The organism is Amphritea sp. (assembly GCF_048266285.1).
Classification (GTDB): domain Bacteria; phylum Pseudomonadota; class Gammaproteobacteria; order Pseudomonadales; family Balneatricaceae; genus Amphritea.
The window spans coordinates 67873-81979 of the sequence record NZ_JBLWZV010000009.1; the positions used below are offsets into that span (position 1 = coordinate 67873).

Here is a 14107-nt window from a genome sequence, read left to right on the forward strand (position 1 = left end):
CCCTATAAAAATTACAATTCAGAAATTCTATTTAATTCAGACTATCCAGCTATTAGCCAACCAGAACAAAACGCATACCGATGGCTAATAACAGGGTTCCCATAATTGGCTGGATAACCCTAGGAGACAGTTTGCTACCAAAATGGCTGCCCAAAAACACCCCCGGCAATGAACCTATTACCAGACATAAGAGCAGCCAAAGATCGACACTGCCCATACCGTAATGACCCGCACCAGCAATACTTGTTAACACCACCGCGTGAACCAGATCGGTCCCGACCAGTGTCTGCATGGTCATCCGTGGATAAAGCAAAATCAGCATCGCGGTGCCCAAGGCGCCTGCGCCTACTGATGAAAGCGTCACTAAGCCACCTAAGGCAATCCCCACTAGCAATGTCACATAGGGACGATATCGCCGCCCATGTTTCTCAAAACGTGTGCCTTCCAGTTTGACCACTGAGGCACGAATCTTCGCCCGAAAAAACACCGCTACCGAGGTCAACACCAGTGATACACCCAAGGTAATATTCATTAGGTGTTCAATTTGCTCGAGGCCATCTAAACCATCGAGGTAATACAGTGTCAGCAGCGCACCGGGGATACTACCACCGAGCAGTAAAAACACCACCCGCCACTCAACCAATTTTTTCCGGGCATAGGAAACACTGCCGCCTAACTTGGTGATCGCCGCATAGATCAAATCGGTACTGACCGCCGTCACCGGGGGAATACCAAAACCGACAATCAAAATTGGCGTCATCAATGCGCCACCTCCGATTCCCGTTAGACCGACGATAAAACCAACCACTAGGCCGGCAAAGCTGTATGCTATTTCCATCAACGTTCTCAGCTGCCTTACAAAAGTTACCCGTCGTGCTTCAGACGGAATACCGCAAATTCAGAGTGGGCTATAATAGCGACCGCTTCTTATAACGTAAAATAATAATTATTAATTTGTTAATTCCTTTTTTGTATAAGCAATATTAGCACACAGTGCTTCACTCCATACCCCCCTCTGGCAAGCTTGGTGTTATACAGGAAATCCCAGCTTATTCCAAAAAGTTACTAAAACATTCCAACATATTCTTTTTGATTTTAAAGATAGTTCTGCCATAATGGCCGCCAATATACGGTGCCGCGCGATTGATGCTGTCTAAATCCAATAGGATTTATCATCCCCACGCCACCTCGACATTTTTCAGGTATGTAAGAAGAGCTAATCAATATGAGTCAATTGCCGGAACACAGACTGACCCATCTGCGTCAGCTGGAAGCAGAAAGCATCCACATCATTCGCGAAGTTGCATCGGAGTTTGAAAACCCGGTAATGCTTTACTCCGTCGGTAAAGATTCTGCGGTCATGCTGCACCTAGCTCGCAAAGCCTTCTACCCAGGCAAACCGCCGTTTCCCTTGATGCATGTAGATACCACGTGGAAATTTAAAGAGATGATTAGCTTCCGCGATAAGATGGCGGAAGAAGCGGGTATGGATCTGATTGTGCATATCAATCAGGAAGGTGTTGATATGAATATCAGCCCCTTCACCCATGGCTCGAAAAAACATACTGACATTATGAAGACGCAGGGCCTTAAACAGGCACTGAACAAATACAAATTCGATGCGGCCTTTGGTGGCGCGCGTCGCGATGAAGAAAAGTCTCGCGCCAAAGAGCGAGTGTTCTCTTTCCGTGATAAGAATCACCGTTGGGATCCAAAGAACCAGCGCCCAGAACTGTGGAACACCTTTAATACTCGCATTGATAAAGGCGAAAGCATCCGGGTATTCCCACTGTCCAACTGGACCGAGCTGGACATCTGGCAATATATCTATCTTGAAGGCATTCCTATTGTGCCGCTCTACTTTGCTGCAGAACGCCCGATTGTGGTTCGCGATGGCGTAGAAATCATGGTCGATGATGACCGTCTGCCGCTTGAAGAGAACGAAGTGCCTGAAATGAAGATGGTCCGCTTCCGCACCTTAGGTTGCTACCCTCTCACCGGGGCGGTTGAATCATCCGCACAAACCCTACCTGAGATTATTCAGGAGATGTTGTTAACCACCACATCAGAACGTCAAGGTCGGGTTATTGATAACGACGGCGCAGGCTCCATGGAACAGAAAAAGATGGAAGGTTACTTCTAATACGCTTAACCGAGGGTGGTATAGCATCATTTCCCTCAGTTAAGACGGAGGCATAGCCGGCTCATTGAATCTCAGCCGCTATACCCCGTGAATAGATCTTTTACTGCACTGTACAGAATTTAAGAATACGGAACACAATCATGAGTCATCAGTCCGATCTGATCGCCAGCGATATCGAAGCTTATCTGGCACAACATGAAAACAAAGAATTATTGCGCTTTCTCACCTGCGGTAGCGTGGATGACGGCAAATCAACCCTGATTGGTCGCCTACTACACGACTCTAAAATGATCTATGAAGATCAATTAGCCGCCCTGCACTCTGATAATGCCAAAATGGGTAATGCTGGCGAAGAACTCGACCTAGCACTCCTCGTTGACGGCTTGCAGGCCGAGCGCGAGCAAGGCATCACCATCGATGTTGCTTACCGCTACTTCTCGACCGCTACCCGCAAATTCATCATTGCCGACACCCCGGGGCATGAGCAGTACACCCGTAACATGGCAACCGGTGCATCAACCTGTGACCTCGCCATCATCCTGATTGATGCCCGTCATGGTGTGCAGGTGCAAACCAAGCGTCATAGCTTTATCGTTTCTTTGCTGGGCATTAAGCACACCATCGTTGCCGTCAACAAAATGGACTTAGTCGACTTTAGCGAAGCGCGTTATGAAGAGATCAAACAGGATTATCTCGATTTTTCTGCCGATCTTGATCTCAACGATATCCAATTTGTACCGATGTCAGCCCTAAAAGGCGACAACGTCGTTAATCTAAGTAGCGATATGCCTTGGTATAAAGAAGCGCCGCTGATGGAGTATCTGGAAACCATTCAGATCGCTAATGATCAAAACTTCGACGAATTGCGCTTCCCGGTACAGTATGTCAACCGTCCTAACCTCGATTTCCGGGGTTATTGCGGCACACTGGGGTCCGGTATTGTCCGCCCAGGTGATGAAGTGACAGTTCTGCCATCAGGTAAAAGCAGCCGGGTTAAGTCGATTGTGTCGTTCGATGGTGAATTGCCAGAAGCGTTTCCGCCGATGTCCGTCACCTTAACATTGGAAGATGAGATCGATATTAGCCGTGGTGATATGATCGTACACAGCAGCGATAACATCAAAGTCGGCAACCGCTTCGATGCCATGCTGGTGTGGATGGCAGAACAGGAACTGGTGCCGGGTCGTCAATACGATATTAAGCTAGCAACACAAACCGTCGCTGGCGGTGTCAGCAGTATTCGTCACTGTGTCGATGTTAATACGCAACAACAGCATCCGGCGGCAACCCTGAAGCTGAACGAAATCGGCCGTTGTGAGATCACTCTGGAACGTTCAATCGTCACTGATGATTACCGCTCCCACCACACTACCGGCTCTTTTATTGTTATCGACCGCCTGAACAACATCACGGTCGCGGCTGGGATGATTGTCGCAGATTCTGACGCTAATGACCTCAATAATGATGAGATCAGCCACAATGCGAGCATTAGTAAAGCCGAGCGGGAACAGCGTTTTGGGCAAAAAGCGATCACACTAGCGATTCAGGGTGGCACTCAAGAACAGCGCAACACTCTGCTATATACCCTTGAGCGACAGTTGTTCAATCAGGGACGGGCGATCTCTGTCCTGCTGAACGATGGCAGCCTACCTGGAGAGGTTGGCCAAATCGCGGCCCTGTTTAATGATAATGGCCTGCTGGTACTGACCGATGCATCCACTCAACTGCCAGAAGGCTCAATTCAGGTTGATCTCGACAGCGCAGCCCTGAGCGGACAAACATCGATTGCTACGCAAACCCATGTAATTTTGGAGCAGTTACGCGATAACGGCGCTATCTGAGCCAACGCAAAGTGGACTGAATGTTAACCGGGCTAAACATTGTTTAGACCCGGTTTGGTTTTATCCCATGCATTTTACAGATTGCTAAGATCCATTAAGCATTAACGGATTAGCCTGATATAATGCCTCGCCAAAACATTCGGCCCTTTAAGATGCGGTTTTCTATGATGCAGATCCACAAAAGTTGTGACACATCAACCATAAAGCTATACCGGAAAGTCGCTAAAATCGGTAAACTTTAGCACTTTCTAATTTCCAGGCAGCCCCGGTACGCAAATGCCGGCGATGATGTAACGAGTATTATGACTGATTATCTGTTAATTATTATCAGCACTGTTCTTGTGAACAATTTCGTACTGGTTCAGTTTCTTGGCCTCTGTCCCTTTATGGGCGTGTCCAACAAGCTCGAAACAGCGATGGGGATGTCCCTAGCAACGACCTTTGTTCTTACCCTATCATCGGTGTGCAGCTATCTGGTTTATACCTATTTACTTGCCCCGCTTGAAATCACCTATCTGAAAACGATCTCATTTATTCTCGTGATCGCCGTGGTGGTGCAGTTCACTGAAATGGTGGTGCGTAAAACCAGCCCGTTGCTTTACAAATTACTGGGTATCTTTCTCCCTCTGATCACCACCAACTGTGCGGTGCTGGGTGTCGCACTGTTAAACATCAAAAAGATGAACGGCTTTGTCGATTCAATCGTTTATGGTTTTGGTGCCGCAGTGGGCTTTTCCCTCGCCCTGATTCTATTTTCCGCTATGCGGGAGCGCATCACCGTTGCCGATGTCCCCGTTCCTTTTCAGGGAACGGCTATTGGTATGGTCACTGCGGGCCTGATGTCACTCGCCTTCCTCGGTTTTACCGGTCTGGTTCAGTTTTAAGGAGTTACCGTGAGCGCTGTATTAGTCGCCGTGCTGGTATTGTTAGGGCTGGGTCTAGTGTTCGGCATACTGCTGGGCTATTCCTCTATTCGTTTTAAGGTCGAAGGCAACCCGTTGGTTGATCAGGTCGACTCCCTATTGCCCCAAACCCAGTGTGGCCAGTGTGGCCACCCCGGTTGTCGCCCCTATGCGGAAGCGATCGTTAACGGTGAAGCCATTAACAAGTGCCCGCCGGGAGGGCAAAGCACCGTTGAAGCCCTCGCTGACTTGCTGGATGTCGAAGTTTTGCCGCTGGATGCTGAAAATGCAGAAGAGCCGATCAAAAAAGTCGCCTATATCCGTGAAGATGAGTGTATCGGCTGCACCAAATGTATTCAGGCCTGCCCAGTAGACGCCATTCTGGGTGCCGCTAAACAGATGCACACCGTCATTGTCTCGGAATGTACCGGCTGCGACCTCTGTGTTGAACCCTGCCCTGTTGATTGTATTGATATGTTACCCCTCGAAACGACCCTCAATAACTGGCAGTGGCCAGCCCCTAAACCCGGTATTGAACTGATCGCCACCGACCGTCAGCCGGGCATTGCGCTGGAGGTTAAGGGATGAAAAATACCATTCGCGTACATCAGTTTCATGGCGGCATTCATCCACCAGAGAACAAGAAACAGTCCACCGGTGCACCCATTACACTGGCACCGTTGCCAACTCGGGTGGTTTTGCCACTACAGCAGCATATCGGTTTACCGGCAGACCCAGTGGTTAATGTCGGCGATCATGTTTTAAAAGGACAGTTAGTCGCCGAGGCGATCGGCCGTATCAGCGCTAATATTCATGCCTCAATTTCTGGCACCGTGGTAGCGATCGAGCCGCACCCTGTCCCCCATATGTCGGGCATGGATGCCGGTTGCCTGATTATCGAATCAGACGGTCAAGATCAATGGATCGAACATCAGGGACTAGCGGATTACACCCAACTGTCCAAGCCTGAACTGATCGAATATATCCGTCGAGCCGGTGTCGCTGGTATGGGTGGCGCAGGCTTTCCAACCGATGTAAAACTACACCTCGGCGATGATCATATCGTCAATACACTGATCATCAACGCCGCCGAGTGTGAACCCTATATTACCGCCGACGATATGCTCATGCGAGAACGGGCAGATGAAATTCTTGGTGGTATTGAAATTATCGCCCATCTGCTTAAACCATTGCATATCATGGTTGGCATCGAGGACAACAAACCTCAAGCGATTCGTGCGCTGCATGCCGCATTGGATAAAAGCCACCTAAATCTCGATATCGTGATTACCCCCACGAAATACCCTTCCGGGGGTGAAAAGCAACTGATCAAACTACTGACTGGCGTTGAAGTGCCTAGCGGAAAGATCCCTGCCGATGTAGGCATTGTCTGTCAGAACGTTGGTACGACGACGGCGGTCTACCGCGCCGTTGCCCATGGTGAGCCGCTGATATCTCGAATTATTACCGTCACCGGTGAGTCCGCGGCCCATAAACAGAACTATGAAGTGCGTATTGGCACCCCGATAGCCGACCTGCTAAACAACGCTGATGTTAATCGCCAAGCTATGCAGCGGCTGATTATCGGCGGACCGATGATGGGTATTACCGTCACCAATGAGCAGATTCCGGTCATCAAAACCACTAACTGCCTGATCGCTGCCAGTATCGATGAGATGCCAGCGCAACCGCCGGCACAAGCCTGTATTCGTTGCGGTATGTGTGAACAGGTTTGCCCAGCAGAACTGCTACCGCAACAGCTTTACTGGTTCGCCAAAGGCAAAGAGTTTGATAAAGCGCGTCATCACAACCTATTTGACTGCATCGAGTGTGGTGCGTGCTCCTATGTCTGCCCGAGTAACATACCGCTGGTACAGTATTATCGCTTTGCTAAGGCCGAGATCCGCAAAGAAGATGACGAGCAGCGTAAAGCAGACCATGCACGTATTCGTTTTGAAGCTCGTGTTGCCCGCCTAGAACGAGACAAAATCGAGAAAGAGGAACGCCGCAAACAACGGGCGATCGAAGCGGCTGCGGCTCAAGCAGCGAAGAAGGATGCAGCCCTGAGCAAAACGACTTCATCAACCACGAGTACCGCTGATGCCGGTATCCCTGACCTGAAGCAACTTAAAAGTAATGCGGCAATCGCCCGTACGAAGCTCAAAAAAGCGGAAAAAGCCTTGGCTAACGCCCAAGACAAAGGGCTCGACGGCATTGAAACCCTACAGAACACTCTAAAGCAACTGCAGTTGAAATCAGATCAGGCCGAAAAAGCCTACAGCGAAGCACAAAACGCACCGACAAAAAGCGCCGCGCCTCCCGTGACCGATCTGAAGCAGTTAAAGAGCAATGCTGCCATCGCCCGAACCAAGCTGAAGAAAGCTGAAAAACTACTTAGTGCCGCGCAATCCAGTGGCGAAGGTGATATTGCAGCACTCGAAGCCCAGGTTAGCGCTCTACAGGAAAAGTCAGCCCAGGCTGAAGCGGCTTACAAAGCAGCCGAAAACGGCACAAACTCAGCGAGTATTGCTATCGACACCTCAGCACTGGACGCTGAAATCACCGCTCTACAAGGTAAGATAACGAAAGCAGAAAACGCCTGGAAAGCAGCGGTTGAAGCCGCCAGTCCAGCCATCGACAAGATGGCGGCTGGGGTTGATAAGCTGAAAGCTAAATTAATCGGCCTTGAAACTGAGCGCCAACAAGCTCTCACTTCTGCCGCACCAAGCACGCCCATCGACACATCAGACCTCGAAGCCGAGATCAATACCTTACAAGGTAAAATCGCTAAGGCTGAAAGTGCTTGGAAAGCCGCCGTCGAATCGGCCAGCCCTGCTGCCGATAAAATGGCCGCCGGAGTTGATAAGCTAAAGGTTAAATTAACCGGTCTAGAAGGCGAGCTGCAACAAGCCCGCGCTACGGCACAACCGAGCACAACCATCGACACTTCTGCTCTCGAAGCTGAGATCGCCACTCTGCAAGGCAAAATCGATAAAGCTGAAAACGCTTGGAAAGCGGCCGTGGAATCCGCCAGCCCTGCCGCCGATAAGATGGCCGCCGGCGTTGATAAGCTAAAAGCGAAGCTGAAAGAGCTGCAAGATGAACTCGCGCACACCAGCGGCGTTCAATCTGCACAGCCAGCTCCAGACGCAACACCTGCGGTTATTGACGTTAAAGCGTTGAAACAACAGGTGTCGATTATGCGCACCAAACTCAAGAAAGCGGAAAAGCAGTTAGCAGAACAGTCCGAAGACGGGGACAATAGCGCTCTAATCGCCGAGATCGAAGCACTCAAAGCACGCCACGATGCAGCCAAGGCTTCCTTTGATGCTGCCGAAGCGGAAAAAATTGCGGCGGCAGCGGCACAGGGCATCAATTTGAAACAACTCAAAATTGATGCGGCCATGGCGCGGGCTGCAGTGACGAAAGCGGAACGGGCCTTGAGCAAGGCAGAACCAGACAAGCGACAAACCCTAGAAGCAAAACTGCTCACCGTTCGTGCGGAGGCGGAAAAACTAAACGCCACCCTCGAACGTTTTTCCGACTAACCTCCCCAGACACCGCTGTCGTACAGCACAGTCTGAAGATGTCAGTCAGGAGAGTCAGTTTGGATTTTTTTAATCATATTAAACACAGGTTTAGTGAGATCTCCTTAACTAAACCTTCTGTTAAATAAAGCGGCAGACCTGAGTAAACAGAATGGCACTGATCCGAATCACATCACCCCACGCACACCGGGCAGGCAATACCGGTAACGTGATGCTTACCGTGTTGATGGCAACCCTCCCTGGGCTGGCGGCCATGACCTTCTTTTTTGGTTGGGGCACGCTGATCCAAGTACTCTGGGGTTCCCTCTTGGCCGTCGCGCTGGAAGCGATCTGCGTTAAGTTGCGTCAACGCCCCGTCAGCTTTTACCTAACCGACTACAGCGCGATTGTGACCGCCGTACTACTAGGGCTGGCACTGCCACCCTTCGCCCCGTGGTGGGTGATGACGGTGGGCATTATTGTCGCCATTATCATTGCCAAGCAACTCTACGGCGGTATGGGCAGTAATCCCTTTAATCCCGCGATGGTTGCCTATGCATTGCTGCTGGTATCGTTTCCCGTACAGATGACCAGTTGGGCTGGCCCCTTTGTGATGATCGGTGATGGCTGGTCGGTGCTTTCCTTAGGCGATACCTTGGCGGCCATTTTCGGCACCGCGGGGCCCGCCGTCGATGCCCATACTATGGCGACGCCGCTGGATATTATGCGTCACCGTGGTGGTTTTACGACAGAAGAGATGTGGGTTGAAAATGCCTTATTGGCCAATGGTATCGGTGCTTGGCACGCCGTCAGCGCAGCCTACTTTATGGGTGGCGTATTTCTGCTATATAAAAAAATCTTCACCTGGCACACTCCGGTCGCGCTGTTAGGCAGCCTAACTCTACTGTCAACCCTGTCTTTCCTCTTGATGCCTGCCCAGTATCCCGATCCGTTTTTCCACCTGACCACCGGTGCCACCATGCTGGGGGCGTTCTTTATCGCCACCGATCCGGTCACCTCAGCCACTAGTAATAAAGGCAAGCTATGGTTTGGCGTAGGGATAGGCATACTGATATTTATTATTCGCACTTGGGGTAACTACCCCGATGCCGTCGCCTTTGCGATACTACTAATGAACCTCTGTGCCCCCTTTATCGATCAATACACCCAGCCCCGCAGCTATGGTCATGCCAAACCCAACCGGGGGATGAAGTAATGGACATGTTAACCGCTATCCGCAACAGCGCACTCGGGCTGAGCATCTTTGCCGTGATCACTTCTGGCGCTATTGCCCTGACACAGATCTCGACCCAAGATCAAATCAAGCTCAATGAACGGGAAGCACGTGCCAAAGCACTGTACCAGATTGTACCCAAAGACAGCATTGAGAATAACCTGCTGGAAGATACCCTCTCGATCAATGAGCCGGCTTTAACCGGCAGCACCGTACCGGTCGATCTATTTCGGGCGCGTCGCAATGGTCAGGTGACCACAGTGATTATCCCCGTCACCGCACCGGATGGTTATACCGGCAATATCGATATGATTGTCGGTATCAATGCCGATGAGTCCGTCGCCGGCGTTAGGGTATTAGCCCATAAAGAAACCCCCGGACTGGGCGACAAAGTCGAGCTGAAAAAATCGACCTGGCTACATGGCTTCGATGGCCAGCGCTATAACGGCGATGACGATCCTTCCTGGGCTGTCAAAAAAGATGGCGGACGCTTCGATCAATTTACCGGCGCAACCATTACCCCCCGAGCCGTGGTTAACGCGACGGCTCGGGCAATTCACTATTTTCGCGAACACAAAACCGCGCTATTGGAAGCCAGATCTAATCTGAATTCAACGCCGGCTGGAGCAGAATAAAATGGCGAATGATTATAAAAAAATCACCCTCGATGGGCTCTGGGATAACAATCCAGCCTTGGTACAACTGCTCGGCCTTTGTCCGCTGCTCGCGGTTACTGGCACCGTTGTTAATGCCATGGGCTTAGGCCTTGCCAGTACCATCGTACTGATCGGATCAAACCTTAGCATCTCGATGTTCCGTAAGCTGATTCCTGAATCCGTACGCTTGCCGGTTTTCGTTATGATTATCGCCTCGTTCGTTACCTGTATTGAGCTGCTCATGCAGGCATACACCTATGAGCTATACACGATTCTCGGCATCTTTATTCCGCTGATCGTCACCAACTGCGCCATTATGGGCCGGGCCGACGCCTTTGCGATTAAAAACCCCGTCGGCGCTTCGCTACTCGATGGCGCCATGATGGGGCTTGGTTTCACCTTGGTATTGATGGTATTGGGGGGGATGCGCGAAATTCTTGGCCTAGGGACACTGTTCAGCGATATGCAATTACTATTTGGTCCGGCAGCTGAAAGCTGGAAAATAGTGATTGTCGAAGACTATGTCGGCTTTCTGTTCGCTATCCTACCACCGGGAGCCTTTGTTGGTATGGGATTGCTTATCGCCGTGAAAAATATTATCGATAAGCGCTTAGAAGAAAAACGTAAAGCACCTGCCGCCCCTACGGAACCAAGCGGTGAAACCCGCCGGGTACGGGTAACCGGTAATATCTCTTAGATCCAATGACTTGCTGCGAGCCCTGCAATTCTAGGTCTCGCAGCGAGCAGTGAATGATCCTCACGGCCCGCCCCTTTGCGTGTTATGATGGTCTGTCCTTCCTGCACATCATGACAATCCTTCCTGTGTAGCCTCGGCTAAGTTCAAAAGCTCCATGATTACTCTATCCATTTAACAGATCCGGCACCTCTCTGTGGCGCCTAATCGTTCGGTTAAAACGAGTAATGGTGGTTGTTCTGTAAATATTCAATATTTCCTGGAGCACTAACATGAGCAAAGATAAGAACAGCAAAAAAGAGTCGAAGAAAAAACCACTCATGACCGCCAAAGAGAAAAAAGCGGCGAAACGAGATAAGGGCGAAGCAAGTGGATTATTAGGTGAGCATCGCTAAAGGCAACGGCAAGCCATCATCTGCCACCTGAGTAGCTTTACGCATCACCGATGACAGAGCATTCACTACCCTACCGATAGCAAAGATAATTGCCATCGAGTAAAGACAAAAAAAGCGACCACTGGGTCGCTTTTCTTTAGCTAATTATCGCGTTATTCAGCCTGATCAGGCTTTTCAGTGCGGTAACCGGGTTTAACCAGAATCTCTAAATAGAACGATTCTTGGTTTTTAGCTTCAACTTCAGAGATCTTTTTCGAGATCTCAGATGAATGAATAACCGAACTAGTGGCTTCATCATCGCCGAAACGGCAATCAAAATCCCAGAAATCAGCATTTTCGGGTAGCGCCTTGTTGCGCTCTCTTTTTAAATATTTTTTAACTTCATGCTTAATCGCATCAACATGCCGCGGAACGGTGAGCTTAGGGTGCGCTAAGTGAAACGTCTTTTTCATTGTAATTCCATAAGGGTGACTGGTATGGGTTCTCAATACCATTTAATCGTGTGGCTAAACGTATCAGCTGAGGTGTAAAGAAGCTGTATCGATGAGACGATCACTGCCGACTCATAAAATCCTCTATAAATAATGCAATCCTTTCACCCAAATGGCCTTCGAATCCATCAAGGCTTTTACCGAACAACGCTAAGTACCGTACAGCTTGAGCATAGCTTAATCTCTTGCCGACCACATTATATTCTATTTCAGGCAGTGTTTTACTGTTTCTCGGCACGATATTCAATCTTATAATATCGCCATCCTGTGATTGGCTATTTAACTGGGCAAAGCGACAGAAAGCATCGACTAAGTTTTTACCATTGGGGCCCAAGCATCCGGGTTCAACCCGATAGATAACCAACAGTTTTTTATCCTCAGCTAACGGCGAAGCACTCACCATATAGACAATCTCCAAGTCAATAAACACCGCTGTTAACTATATCTCAGTCATCCAACTGATAGCTATCATCACAGAGGTATTAGAGCAACGCTGAACGATTTTCATCACCAACACTGATTTGATGCACCCGTTTGATTAAGATTAGCGCAGTATTGGATGCTAACAAGACAACCTTGCCCAAGAGCCGGAGCTTGCCCGAACCCACTCAGCCCGATACCATACGGCTCCCGACAACTGCTAACGAATGTTAATCCATGAACGCTGCCAAACGCTACGAAATATTTGCTCGCCTACGTGAAGCCAATCCACACCCAGTGACCGAGCTTGAATACAGCAGTCCATTCGAGCTATTAGTGGCCGTTACGCTATCAGCTCAAGCAACAGATGTAGGGGTCAATAAAGCCACCCGTAAGCTGTTCCCGGTAGCTAATACACCGTCAGCGATCTACGCATTAGGTGTGGATGGTTTAAAGCAATATATAAAGACCATCGGCCTGTATAACGCCAAAGCCGAGAATATAATCAAAGCCTGTAAAATATTGATCGAGCAACACGACTCCATCGTGCCAGATAATCGGGAAGATCTTGAAGCTTTACCGGGCGTGGGTCGTAAAACCGCTAATGTCGTGCTCAACACCGCCTTCGGGCAGCCAGCAATGGCAGTAGACACCCATATTTTCAGAGTAGCGAATCGCACTAAAATTGCACCGGGCAAAAATGTATTGGAAGTCGAGAAAAAACTCATGCGCTTTGTGCCAAAAGAGTTTCTTATTGATGCCCACCACTGGCTTATTCTACATGGACGCTATACCTGTATCGCGCGTAAACCCCGTTGTGGCTCCTGCCTGATTGAAGACCTGTGTGAATATAAAGAGAAGGTAGAATAACCCTCTCTTTAACCCACTCTCAAAGCAAAACAATATTGATCAGTGTGAACCTTTATACTCCCGTAACTGCGTGATCTCATCCCCACTAAGCCAGTCATCTACCCAAGCACTGACGGCGCCATTGGCCGACACCGCTTTACACCAATCATTGTAAGCCTGCACATGTAGCAATGTGATTGCGTAATTGGTGGTTTCATTCAATGTACAGCGTGCCGGAAACCGGCCATTACATTCAAACTGCTGGTTAACCCAGTCAATCGTCTTGCCACTATGCACTTGGGCAGATACTGCTTGAAAAGATTTTTGACTGAGCTGACTCACTCCTTGTGCCGTTGCTTTAATCAGCGCTGGCTGGGTCCCTATTTGAAGCTCTGAAATTGCATCCATAAATCCTCCCTCACCGATAAACCTGACTCACCGGCAATGACTAAACTCTAGTCGCTTTAATGTACATAATAATTGATCTGGATCAGCGCAAATCTAAGCGTCAAGAAGGATTCATTTAGTAGCTATTTAGCCACATCGATACTCGACGGATGCGGCCAACATGGAGCGGTTATACACCGGACTAGTTGTACACATTTTCTGTGGATAAAACTGTTAATAGTATTGGGGCAGATGGCTAAAACGCCCGTGGTTATTGGCCCTGACACAAATCGTACACATAAACGACACACAAATTTAACTTATTATTTTTCAATAAGTTACGTATTTCAACAGGAATTTATAAAACTTTTTAGCGAACTTTAACCCGGCTGGGTAAAAGATTTTATTTTGCTGTGAATTAAATATTGCAATTTAGCTACAGCGCTGCTTTCGCCGTGTATAAAGAGAGTAGTTACTAACTATTTTTATGTAGCGACTTAGCGCCACTTATAGACGAAAATGTTTACCTAAATGCAAGTGGTAAAACGTACAAATTCACACCAAATAC

At 49.1% G+C, this 14107-nt stretch carries 14 protein-coding genes; 10 read left to right on the top strand and 4 right to left on the bottom strand.

Translation table 11 applies throughout. The features are described from left to right. Window positions 1-52: 52 nt before the first annotated feature. Complete coding sequence (locus ACN0T0_RS11810) at window positions 53-838, bottom strand: sulfite exporter TauE/SafE family protein (RefSeq protein ID WP_417226311.1); 786 nt, start codon at window positions 836-838, stop codon at window positions 53-55. A gap of 387 nt (window positions 839-1225) precedes the next feature. On the opposite strand from ACN0T0_RS11810, the gene cysD reads away from it, so the two are divergent. The 9 genes from cysD (at window position 1226) to ACN0T0_RS11855 (ending at window position 11392) form a co-directional block, all read left to right on the top strand. Further along, window positions 1226-2143, top strand: coding sequence for a sulfate adenylyltransferase subunit CysD (gene cysD / locus ACN0T0_RS11815; protein WP_417226313.1), 918 nt, complete (start codon window positions 1226-1228; stop codon window positions 2141-2143). Between the two features lie 140 nt (window positions 2144-2283). Next, entirely contained in the window at window positions 2284-3984 is a 1701-nt protein-coding gene (gene cysN / locus ACN0T0_RS11820; protein ID WP_417226315.1) for a sulfate adenylyltransferase subunit CysN, read from the top strand. A gap of 302 nt (window positions 3985-4286) precedes the next feature. Then, window positions 4287-4868 (top strand): electron transport complex subunit RsxA, encoded by a 582-nt coding sequence (gene rsxA, locus ACN0T0_RS11825; protein WP_215951799.1) that lies wholly within the window; start codon window positions 4287-4289, stop codon window positions 4866-4868. A 9-nt stretch (window positions 4869-4877) separates the two neighbouring features. Then, window positions 4878-5474 (top strand): electron transport complex subunit RsxB, encoded by a 597-nt coding sequence (gene rsxB, locus ACN0T0_RS11830; RefSeq protein ID WP_417226317.1) that lies wholly within the window; start codon window positions 4878-4880, stop codon window positions 5472-5474. Further along, on the top strand, window positions 5471-8434 hold the full coding sequence (gene rsxC, locus ACN0T0_RS11835; protein ID WP_417226319.1) for an electron transport complex subunit RsxC: 2964 nt from the start codon (window positions 5471-5473) through the stop codon (window positions 8432-8434). The genes rsxB and rsxC overlap by 4 nt, the downstream gene beginning before the upstream one ends. A gap of 151 nt (window positions 8435-8585) precedes the next feature. Then, complete coding sequence (gene rsxD / locus ACN0T0_RS11840) at window positions 8586-9629, top strand: electron transport complex subunit RsxD (protein WP_417226321.1); 1044 nt, start codon at window positions 8586-8588, stop codon at window positions 9627-9629. Continuing rightward, window positions 9629-10282: an electron transport complex subunit RsxG gene (gene rsxG / locus ACN0T0_RS11845; RefSeq protein WP_417226323.1), complete on the top strand. Its 654-nt coding sequence runs from the start codon at window positions 9629-9631 to the stop codon at window positions 10280-10282. Before rsxD ends, rsxG begins: the two co-directional genes overlap by 1 nt. Window position 10283: 1 nt before the next feature. Beyond that, entirely contained in the window at window positions 10284-11000 is a 717-nt protein-coding gene (locus tag ACN0T0_RS11850; RefSeq protein WP_417226325.1) for an electron transport complex subunit E, read from the top strand. A 269-nt stretch (window positions 11001-11269) separates the two neighbouring features. After that, window positions 11270-11392, top strand: a complete 123-nt coding sequence (locus ACN0T0_RS11855) for a hypothetical protein (RefSeq protein WP_289847218.1) — start codon at window positions 11270-11272, stop codon at window positions 11390-11392. Window positions 11393-11544: 152 nt separating this feature from the next. Here the strand turns inward: ACN0T0_RS11855 and ACN0T0_RS11860 are convergent, their stop codons facing one another. Both ACN0T0_RS11860 and ACN0T0_RS11865 read right to left on the bottom strand, forming a co-directional pair. Then, entirely contained in the window at window positions 11545-11844 is a 300-nt protein-coding gene (locus tag ACN0T0_RS11860; protein WP_417226327.1) for a DUF6172 family protein, read from the bottom strand. A 100-nt stretch (window positions 11845-11944) separates the two neighbouring features. Next, entirely contained in the window at window positions 11945-12301 is a 357-nt protein-coding gene (locus ACN0T0_RS11865) for a hypothetical protein (protein WP_417226329.1), read from the bottom strand. 239 nt (window positions 12302-12540) lie between these two features. On the opposite strand from ACN0T0_RS11865, the gene nth reads away from it, so the two are divergent. Further along, a complete protein-coding gene (gene nth, locus ACN0T0_RS11870) occupies window positions 12541-13173 on the top strand; it encodes an endonuclease III (RefSeq protein WP_417226331.1) in 633 nt (210 codons plus the stop codon). A 39-nt stretch (window positions 13174-13212) separates the two neighbouring features. Here the strand turns inward: nth and ACN0T0_RS11875 are convergent, their stop codons facing one another. Next, window positions 13213-13560 (bottom strand): hypothetical protein, encoded by a 348-nt coding sequence (locus tag ACN0T0_RS11875; protein ID WP_417226333.1) that lies wholly within the window; start codon window positions 13558-13560, stop codon window positions 13213-13215. Window positions 13561-14107 lie beyond the last annotated feature (547 nt).